Raw genomic sequence first — 11,198 nt, 5'->3', positions numbered from 1 at the left:
GAAAATCATCGGCAATGGCTCAGAGGACACCATGTCGGTTACTTCGGGATGGAGTAAGAGAGGACGACAGGACATCCGGGGGTCGCCGGATGTTCACCTGTGTGCCCTACCGGGGGTCGTCGGGGCGTGCCGGAGCGGGTGGCGCCCCTTGTCGCTCCGGCTGCCGGCCTACGGCCGGTGGAACCACCGGCCCCCGTCACCATGACCGAACGACAAGGAGAAGGGACTTACTTGCCTGCGGTGTTCGTGAGGACGGCGAACGCATGGTCTCCATCCGACTGCCTCGGCGGAGGCTGGTTGTTCCCTGGAGTGCCTCCGCCGCCACTCGACGGGCTCGGCACCGGTGTCTCGGCTGAGTCGGTCTGTCCGGAGACCTCTGCCGGGCCGCCCTCATGTCCGGCTTCCGACGGCGGTGTACGGTGGCGCGTCCCCGCTGCCGCACCATGCGACTGTGCTGGTCGGCGAGACGTGGCCTTGCCGGTCCGGGCGACGGACATGGCGGTTGAGAAACCGTTCGCCGGGTGAAGCGGGCTCGTGGGCGGGGTTTTCCGGACGATGTCATCGGTGGGCGGGGCGACCTCCCGGAACTTCTGGAGCAGGAGTTCGGCGTCGTTCACGGGTGGCCCGCTCGCCGGAGGAACGGGGAGTGCCGGGGACGCACGGTGCGCGGGGGGCCGCCTGGAACCGTTCTCGGGCGCGTGACCCGGCCGGTTCTCCACTTCCCGGGCCAGCATCTCGGCGAAGGTCCGTCCTTGCTCCCAGGAGGCTCGGTAGATCCTCCCCAGTTCCTGCTCGTCGATTCCGAGCTCCTCGGCCGTGCGCCGCAGATGCGGATCGATCAAGCCGGCGTCCTCGGCGTCCCGGGCGGTGAGGCCATGCCTGCCGGGGGCGTCGTGGTCGAGTGGTGCGAAGGCGTGGACATGGCCTGAAGGCTGCGCCCAGTGGCTACGGGTCCCGCCCTGCGCGTCGACGACGTCCAGCCGCACGTGTGCCTCCAGCTCGTGCGCGATGTCGCGGAGCAGGTGCTCCCAGGAGAGTGCGTGGAAGGAGAGGGCCGCGGGGAGCTGCGCGGGCGGCACCGGTGTGCCGCTCATGAGCCGGTCACGGACCCTGTTGACTGCCGCGGGAATGTCGCTGATGGCCTGATCGGCGGGGTGGACGGAATCCGGATCGGACGAAAGGCCCCGGAGTATCCCCTCATAGTGGGTGAGTTCCGCGGGCGCGGCCAGTGTCGGGTCGGTCTGCCTCGCGGCAGCCAGGTCCGTACGCATGGTGTCGACTGCCCAGGTGAGAGCGGTCTCGTAGGTGTGCGCGTCGAGGTCGGACGTTCGCAGGGTGAGGACTGCCGCGTCGTTTCCCGTGTCCAGCTGGGCCCTGATGCGGCGGGCCAGTGCCTCGTGCACCCGTGCCGCGCTGATCCCACGGTCCTCGGTGGCGTCCTTCAGCAGCGCGGCGAGGTCGAACCGCGGAGCATCCTCAAGGTCCAGCCAGCCCAGGTCTCCCCGGGCGGCCGTGTGATCCGTCCGGTCGAGTCGGCGGAGCAGATCGTCGAGCTCGGCCTGGAACACCTGCACGTACACATCTCCGGTGAAGGGATCGCTGCGGACGGGGTCCTTCTTGTACGTGTCCGGAAACAGGAGGTTGCGTGTGTACTCCTCGGCTTCCAACCGGTAGCGGCCGCGCAGCCGGACGAGGTACATCGGCCCCTGCTGTTTGACGTGTTGTTCTCGCCGGTAGTTCTCCGTTCCGGCGACCCCGACCCCACTGTCGGTGGCACGCGAGAACGCGGCGCTGCCGTCACCCCGGTCTCCTGAGCCGGAGCTGCTCTCGTTGATCGTCGGGCGCCAGTGGTCGGTTCCCTGGTTGATCGTCGTTCCGCTCTGCTGCTTGGTGTAACGGCCCGATCCGGTGCCCTTGACCGGGCCGAGCACTTCGAGCGCGAACAGGTCGCCGCGCATGTACAACCTGGCCCTCTTGGACGGGTGGCCTGGCACATGCAGGGATTCGGTCATCAGATAGCGTTTACCCCCCGACGCTTCCGCCAGGTGGTTGGTCATGTGCGTGCGTCCCATGAGCTGCCGGATCGTCATGCTCGTGTGCGTTCTGTCCCCGTCGGCCTGGTCGCCGAACAGCTTCCTCATGAGTTTCATCGCGGCCGGAAGCGCATCGTCCAGGAGAGCGCCGTCAACGAAGGAGTCGGACGGCAGTTCACCCAGGGGCCGGAGCTGCCGGGGCAGCGCCGGTCCGAACTGTGGCTTGAACTCGGCCAGGCCCCGCGGGACCATCAGGTCGAGGTGACCGGGCACACTGGCTTTGCTGACTTCTGAGCGGTGTACGTCCTTGGCTCTGTAAAGGCCCGTCAGCCAGTTGTTGATCGGTTGGCCGGCCAGGTCCAGCCGCCGGACCTCGACCGTGAACGTGTGCTTGAACCGGGCCAGATAGTGGCCGTTCCAGTCGTAGACGGTCTGCTCGGTGACGGCGTTCTCCGAGCGCTTCACCCCCTTGTGGTGCCCTTCCGCGGTACCCAGGCCCACGCTGTGGGAGGTGTTGGTTTCTCCCGCGGTGAACTTCAGGGGCGTGAAGGACTGGGAGCCGTCGAAAGAGGTGCCCTGCGATGACCCGGCGTAGCCGTGCCCGTAGACCTCGATACCGGTTTCGGGCCGGAAGTCGTGTACCTCGGGGGCGCCTTCGAGGACCGCGGACAGTTTGATCTCCACCATGTCGGCGCCGGCCCAGTCGCCCGGATTGACAAGATAGACCGCCAGTCCATGGGGCGAGAGGAACTCATCCCACAGCGCAGCCTCGCGGCCGTCGGCCAGCAGAGCCTGCAGCGAATCCGTCCCGCCTTGCAGCCGCCCGAGTTTGCGCCCGTCCTTGGTCCACACCTCGGGGCTCGACGACAGCAGTCCCGGCGCCGCCTTGTCGACCTGCTCGCGCGCGATGTCGAACGCCTTCTTGCCGCCCTCGTAGGAGATGCTGTGGATGCCGCTGTGGCCCAGTGTCCTGGCGCCATCCTCACGGGTCAGGTACTCGGGGAGCGTGATGTCGTCGAAGCGAGCTGCCGGGTTGTGGAGTCCCGCGCCGAACCGCTCGTTGAACGTGTCCCTGATCTGGTCGTCCAGGATGGTAAGGCCGCCGTTCCTGTGGAGGACGGCGAGCTTCTCCGCGAGTGAGGCGCGGTCCTCGTCCAGGGTCCCGGCCAGGTCATCCGGCAGTGTCCCGGTGTCCTTGGCCCACCGGGACAGCACGGCGGCCACGGTATTGCCGCTGAGCCTGGTCTCACCCCTCCTCCAGCGGTTCATCACGTCGATGAGCTGCTGGTCGGAGATCGGGAGACTGCCCTTTCCGTACTCCGCGAGCGCCTCGGGCTCGGACAGGAGAAAGAGGACCGTACGCCCCTTCACCTCGGTCCTTTCCGCCTCGTGGGCCTGTCGCACCAGTTTGCCGTGCTTCTCCAGACGGTTGGTGACGATGAAGTCGGCCGTTGTGCGGAAGGCGTACCCACGGTTGAAGTCGAGCTGGATGAGTTCCTTTCCGGCCGTACGCCCTTCGCTGACAGAGGAGTTGCGCTGCCATGTGCGGCTCGCGTCCATTCCCCCCTGCGCCGTCCAGGCGGGGCCGGTGCCGGACCCCGTCGGACCGCCCACGGCGAGGTCCCCCTGCAGCCACCGCAGTCCCTTCGCCGTGCTGTCGGTGGTGTTGGTCTGGAGCAGGCCGAGCTTGATGATGCCGTTGACGAACTTGTCGGTCGTGGCCCCCGCGAACTCGGCGCGCCCCAGCTCGGCCCGCAGGTCGACCATGCCGAACGTGTCCCTGAGCAGCCCGGAGCTGAACAGCTGGTCCGTGCTCAGCTGACCGTTGGCCATCTCCTTGAAGTGCGCCATCACCTGAATGTTGCCGGTGAGTGAGTGGAGTTCCTGGTCCGCGTCGCCCTGCGGGCCGGTCAGCTTCCCGAGCTTCGTGGTTGCCGCCCCGTGGAGGCCGGTGGCGTCGACGTAGTACATGACGGCCCGGTCGAGCACGGACGCCGGCGTCCGGTCAAGACTGGTCACCCCGGGTTGGCTGACGTCTCCGAGGGGCAGCAAATGGGCCACCGCTGCCTGGTCCGGCAGTTCGATCGGAGGCGGGTTGCGGATCCCCTTGCGGATCTTCCCCCGCACGCCACTGTGCTGGAGCTCCATCGTGACCGTGTAGTCGCTGAACAGCCGGTGCTTGTTGACGTCTCCCGGATACTCAAGCAACTCAGGCCGGTTGTTCAGATAGGAGACGTCCTCCGTGACGCCGATCTGCTTCATCAGCTCGACGCCGCCGACTGCGTTCTTCAGATACTTGAAGAGAATTCTGGGACGGAGGCTGAGCGCGATCTTCTTGAGGCTTCCGCTGGACTGGCCGGCGGTGTCCATGCCCATATTGAGCTTGACGGTGTGACGATCTCCTGTCGAGCCAAGGAACTCCGGCTTCCTGGTCGTGGAACCGGTGGCCCTGACGGTGATCTTCACTGTGTCCACGTCGACGTCGAAGCCCGCCGCACCCTTGGGCAGACGCATGACGACCACCAGACCGTCCTGGTGGATCTGGTCGAAGTGCGCCTCCAGTCCACGGGCACTGAAGTACTTCTCCAGTGTTTCGAGGTTGGCGTTCATGGCGTCGGTCGTGTTGCCGTGTGAGTACCAGCGGTCATCGGCCAGTGGTGCGTGGATGTCCTTCGGCAGGAAGCCGAGGCGCTGCAACTCCGATCGCACCCTGTCGTAGAGCGTGCGAGCGGTCTCCTCGTCGACCTCGACGAGTCCCATGCCGATGCCGCGGCCCTTGGCGACGTGCGGCGGGACGTCCACATGCTCGGGGTCGCCCGGCCTGCGGCCCGTCCCGCGCAGCAGGTCGGGCGCGTACTCCACGGTGCTCCCGTTCGGCCCCTCGTGGACGACGACCGTGGGTTCGGAAGCCGGCGTCGCCGAGGAGGTGCCCGCGTCCTTGGTGATGTCCTCGATCACGGGTGGCGCGGGGGGCTTGCCCGCTGATTCCGGGTCGCCCGGAATCAAGGTGACCTCCTCGTCGGGCGGCCCCTCCGCGTCGTCAGGGACCGTGTTCCGCGTCAGCGCCTCGTTCTGGGTGACGGGGGTTCCGCGGAGCGCTTCCTTGTCCACGGGCTTGCCGCGCTTGAACGCGTCCTTCTCCGACATCCTCACGAGCGCCTCTACGGACCTCAGAGGCGTGGTGACCGGTTTTCCTCCCCTGACCGCGACGGCGGAGCTGACGTAGTACTTCTCGTCGTAGGCATTGGTGTACTCGGCGGTCCGCTCCACCATCACGTTGAGGCCGGTGCGACCGGCGCTGATCCCGTAGGACTTCTCCCGGGTCGCCGCGAGTGAAGCCGAGACGCCCAGCCCTGGCGCACGGTGCAGGAACGACGGCGGGACCAGGCCGAGGTCCGCTCCCACCGAGAGCGTGGTGGAACCGCTGACCGTATGCCTTCCACCGGTGCCGTCGATTCCCGTTCTGACGTTCTCCACATGGGCGACCTTGCTCGTCGAACCGACGCGGATCGCGTCCCTCCCCTGCGCCGCGTGGAGTTCCACAGTGGCTATCGCGTCGCCGTTCTCATCGTGGAGGGTGAACGGATATCCGCGTGGGTCGTTCACCGACCTGTCCAGCTGCGTGTCGAGATTCGACAGCTTCCGCAGCAGTTCATCGCGTGCTGGATCACCGATCCGCAGCTTGACGCCCTGCTGGCGCAGGGTGGCGGCGATGTCGTCGAAGAGGGCGGGAAGGCCGGTGAGCCCCGATGCGAAGAAGGTCCGGGGCATGCGCTCGGAGAAGGAATCGGTTCCCGTGGCGGTGATCTGCGGCCCCGCCTTCTCGAGGTAGTGGTCGGGCACGTACAGCAGAAGCCGTTCGTCCCCCGGCGGTTGGACGGTGGTCGGTTCGATCGAATCCCAGCGCTGTTTCGCTTCCGTGCGGGTCCGCAGCGACCAGACGGGACGGTAGGCGATCACCGTCGAATCGACCCTGTTGTCCTCGACATGACCGCCCTCGGCATCCCCGACCGTGTTGGTCCCCCGTTGGGACGCGTTGATCGTGGCGGAGACGCCGGCGGTTACCTTGAGGACATCCACTGGTCCACCGCCGAAGACACCGAATCCCCCCGAGGCGCCGACTCTTGTCGCGCTGGTCGGGCCCGAATGGCTGTGGGAGATCCCTCCCGTCGAGTACGCACCATTGATGGTCCCGGTAGCCCGGAAGCCCTCTGACCCTGCGGGGCGCTCCGGAACGAGACCGGCCGGTTCGGGCCCTTCGGACTCCGGCCGGCCGGCGTTCGCCGGGGTCTTGAGCTTCGCCTTCTCCGCGGATGCGGATCCCTGTGCGAGGGAGCTTTCGCGCGGCCCGGACGGGTGGCGGACCGAGCGCGGATCCTGCGGGTCGAGCTCGATGAGCGCCTCGACGTTGCCCAGGTGCAGCATCAAGCCGCCGCCCCGGCCAACGCCTGACACCATGTACCGGTAGTTGTCGGACAGTTCTTTCGGTAGCTGCTTCCACCTGGCATCCGGCACGGTTGCTCCGGACTCCTGGACCATGCGGCGCAACTCGCCTATCACTTCGTCGACGTAGGGCAGCCTGGCGTCTTTGGGCACCCCGATGGACCTGATCATCGGATCGGCGTCGATGGGGTCACCGACCACCAGTGCCGACGGTGGTCCGCCATTCCCCCCTGGATTCGGCGGCAGCTGTCCGGTGTCCGCGGAGTCCTTCGCACCGGCGCGGGAATCGACCGTCTTCCCGGGCGTTCCGGCTTCTTCGGACGCCGAGTCCCATGGATCCCTCTCGGCTGGATCGACGCTGCTCCGGAATCGCGTTGCCCCTGCTTCTTCGCCGGTGCCGGATTCCTCCCGGGCTTCCTCGGCCTGTTCACGGTCTGGCTTGAGCGCGGAGAAAGCATCGTCCGCCAAGGAGGAATCGGGTGCCGGGGGAACGTCCTGGGTGCCGTCAGCCGGGTCCCCCGTCCGGCCCTTCCCGTTCTGGACGACAGCGGACACCGAATCGATTCGTTCTCCCGCATCCGGTTCGGTGTCGATGCCCGACTCGGGGTCGACGTCCGAGGGGGAGTGGGGGGAGCCGTCGTCCAGGAAGGCGTGGTAGGGGTCGTCGTCCAGGAAGGCGTGGTAGGGGTCGTCGTCCAGGAAGGCGTGGTAGGGGTCGTCGTCCAGGAAGGCGTGGTAGGGGTCGTCGTCCACGAAGGCGTGGTACGGGTCGTCATCCACGAAGGATTGGTAGGGGTCGTCGTCCGTGGAGGAGAGGTAGGTGTCGGTGTCGGTGGTGGTGTCGTCCCAGAAGGAGCGGTAGGGGTCGTGGTCGGGGGTGGTGTCGGTGTCGGTGGTGGTGTCGTCCCAGAAGGAGCGGTAGGGGTCGTGGTCGGGGGTGGTGTCGGTGTCGGTGGTGGTGTCGTCCCAGAAGGAGCGGTAGGGGTCGTGGTCGGGGGTGGAGTTGTTGTCGGTGGTGGTGTCGTCCCAGAAGGAGCGGTAGGGGTCGTGGTCGGGGGTGGAGTTGTTGTCGGTGGTGGTGTCGTCCCAGAAGGAGCGGTACGGGTCGTCGTCGGGCGAGGAGCCATCGTCTGAGCGGAAGCCGTCGTCCGAGAAGGAGTCATCAGCGGACCGAGACGTCCCCTCGGAGGCCGGAGTACTCGGCTGTGACTCGCCGTCCACGCCCGTCCGGGGTGCCGTCCTTGCCGAGTCGGCCACCATGGGGAACGCCTGGACGTCGGAGAACAAGCCGGCGCCGGGGCCAAAGAGGGCGGCTTTCTGCGCAGCGGCTGCGGAGTGCACTCCCGCCAGCCACGCCTTGATGTCCGCTGGCCGACGCAACGGCCCTGGAACGGTTTTCTTCCCGTCGCGGGCACCGGGGCCGGTCTTGCCGCTCTGCACCGATTCCACGGCCGTGTGGGCGTCATCCGAGACGGACGGCGCCACGTCGCCCACCACGGTGGAGTCCGCGTCGTCCTCACTCCGAACCTCGGTGGGGTTCGGCGAAACGGTGGGCACCTGTGGCCGGATGGGATCCGGACCGCCCGTGCGGGAGGGGGCGTCCGTGCCGCCCGCGGTGGTGGCGGACGCGCTGTCCGTCTCCTGCGGAGCACCGGCAGTCTCGACCTCTGCGCCACGACCGGGACCTGCGTCCTGGCCGTGGTGCGTTTCGTCCGGGGCCGTGGGGTTCTCCAGCCGGCCGTTGCCTTTCGCTGTGGTGCTCGCACCGGCAGGGCTGCCCGCCGGTGCGGTGGACGACGGTGCCGCTGCGGTACTGCCCGCCGCGGCACCGGGCGAGGCCGGGGTGGGCCTGGTCTCCAGGAACTGCACAGGACCGCTCTGGGTGTGGTGACCGCTCTCCTCGACCGTGGCGGAGAACACCGGGTCGCGTGGTGCGTCCGGGCGGCCTTCCGGCTGCGTGGACGGCAGATCCGAGTGTCCTTCCGCCCCGCCGCTGTGCTCCAGCGGAGGTCCGCCTGGGTGCATGTCCTCGGTGCCGGCGGCGGAAGCCGTACCCGAATCCGTTCGTTGGACGGGTACTCCGCCGTCGGCGTGCGACACCGCTCCTGCCGATGTGTGGGTGCCCGCCGTTCCGGCGGCACCTGTGCCGGCCGTCCCCGGGCCGAGCGCGGTGCCCGTGGCGGCGGGGCCGACGTGGCTGTGCGGGTCAGGCGTCATGCCGGACTGCGGCGGGGCAGGCACGTCGGTGGAAGTGCTGGTGGAGGCGTCGGTGCTGGTGTGGGCAGGGGTGCCGGTGCCCGTGCCCGTGCCGGTCGTGTTGTCCGGTGGTGGTGTCAGGCTGCCGCTGTCCGGCTCGCTGACGGTACGCGTCTCGTTCCGGCCGGCGAACTCCGTGCCCGTGTGGCTGCCGGTGCCGGTGCCGGTGCCGGTCGTCGTCCCCGGCGCCGTGTCCACCGCGTGGGAGTTCGGCGGCGTACCGGCGGCCGGGCTCACACCGAACCCTCCGCTGGCCGTGTCGTGCGGACCGGGAGCCCCCTGGGGCACCGCGGCAGGACCCGTACTGGAACCGGATTCCGCGCTGTTCGTGGTGGTGTCCGCGGGAGGCGTCTCGTAGAGGTGCCCGTCCACGCTCGACGTGGTGACCGGTGGAACGCCGGCTCCGGCGTTCCCCGAGGAGGGGACTCCGCCGGCCTGCGGTGGACTGACGTCAGTGGGGCCGCTGTTCGAGAAGGGGGTGTCCGGCGGCGCGGTGCGCGTGTCCTGATCTGGACTGCCGGTGCCGGTGCCGGTGCCGGTGCCGATGCCACTGCCGGTGCGCGGCTCGGACTGGGCTTCTCCCGCACCATCGGACTCGGGGCCGCCGGCGTACCCGGTACCAGTCATGGTTCCGGGCCGGTCGACGACATTGCGGATGCCCTGTCCGAGGCCGATCGCCCCACCGGCCAGGACACCGGTGCTGGCATTGCTCAGAGCCGAGCCGCGGAGGTTCGACCAGTCCCACGTCCATCCGTCGCCGAAGAGGCCGCCACCGAGCGTCATGGCCAGGGTCTCGCCGAAGGCGGAGCCCAGCGTCTCCTGGGCTCCCGTGCCGATGCCGCCCACGGAATTCCGGATCCTGGAGGTCGAACCGGCCGTGTCCGCAACGCGGTCGGGCCTGCCGCCCACGCTGTCGGCGCGCGCCGAACCCGTGAGGACGTCGGCGTCGGCGCCCCGACGGCCGTTGACGCCGTCCGGCGCGGGGAGATCCGGCCCGAACTTCTCCGGGAACGGGTCGGACGGGGTGGGAGCACCCTTCCGGAACCACTTCTTGACGAAGTTCGCCACGCTTCCGCTGCCGGCCGTGAAGAGTCCGGCCAAGCCTCCGGTCACACCGTCCTGGACGATCTGTACCCAGTCGAAACCCTTGGGGCGCAGGCCGGCAGGCGCGCCGACCATCATGGCCAGCCGCACCGCGAACGTGAGGAAGGCCTCCTCCAGCCCCTCACTCAGGCTCGGCATCAGGTGGAACCGCTTGGCCAGGACGTCCAGGATGATCAGAATGCGGGCCCGGGACTTGGCGCGTGCGGCGGCCATCTCCCCCGCTGTGGCACCCCCGGAGAAGAAGCTCATCGCCGCGAGGACTATCAGTTCAATCACGAGACTGATGAGTTCGGCGATGATCTGCCATTTCGACTCAAGAATGTGCATGGCCATCTGGTCGCGGCTGTCGGCGATCCCATGGGATTGCTCTGCGAACTGCACCAGATGGTTGTCACCGTTATCGTTCACAAAGGGGCGCATGCCTTTGACGAAGTTATCGGCGACCCTCCGGGGGAGTGCTCGACCAACGGACATGATCGCTTCATCGATCATGTCCGACAATGTTTGCAGCGCATCAGCCAGTTTTCTGAATACCCCAGCACTCAGCCTGGCTTGGTCCTCGTTCGCCTGCGGAGGCGCGTCGCCGATCAGCACCACGAACAGTTTGCGCAGGGGCTCAGGGAATTCGAGGGCCATGCTCGATCACTGCCTGCGGCAACGGCTGTCGCTGATGGCGCCCCGGTCGTCCTGCCGGCTGCCCACTGCCCGGACCTCGGTGTTCAGGCGACAGTTGACGAGTCGCCGCGCCCAAGTCGCCCGGGCGCCGTGGGCCCGGAGGGCGTCGACCTCCACCCGTCGTGACCCACCCGAATGCAAGCAGTAGAGGCTCTCGCCTTCTCCAGCCAATTTCTTCAGCACTCCTCTTCCGCCGCTGCTCCGGCGAACCGGCAGATGATGAGGGTCTTGTTCCGTCGAAAGGTTCCGCTTCTCGTGGCTGGATGTTCCGCCACCCAGTCATGTGCTGGACGTCGAGCCCGCCCCTTCGGAAGAAGGCTCTGCGGGCTGTGTGCCGCCGGGGCCTGCCCGGGCCGCCCTCAAGCCGACGCGGACTGATGCGCAATCGGCAAAAGTATCCTCATCGGATCAAAATGGCGATGGGATGCCGGTTGTGGGCCATCTCGGGCTGTGATGCTCGTCGCCGAACAAGATGGGAGGGACGCCGCCGAGGGGCGAGGACGCAGACAGCTGCGCCGGTCCTCTGTCGTGTGCCGGCCGTCGGTGAGACCGCAGCGGATCGGTCCGAGGGAAGGGTGGTCGAGAGCGCGGTATGCCGTCTGGCTCAGGCGGTATGCTCTCGCTGCGATGCCTGCTCATGGGATCTTCCACGCCTCCTCAGAGTATCGACGACGCGTCCAATGTGGC

At 68.0% G+C, this 11,198-nt stretch carries 1 protein-coding gene; it reads right to left on the bottom strand.

Annotated features, from left to right (window positions below):
- Window positions 1–227: 227 nt before the first annotated feature.
- A complete protein-coding gene (locus ACSMXW_RS10260; RefSeq protein WP_485805430.1) occupies window positions 228–10,472 on the bottom strand; it encodes a WXG100-like domain-containing protein in 10,245 nt (3,414 codons plus the stop codon).
- Window positions 10,473–11,198: the final 726 nt, after the last annotated feature.

This window comes from Streptomyces sp. DSM 116793, assembly GCF_057320905.1.
This window is presented reverse-complemented; position numbering and strand designations above follow the sequence as displayed.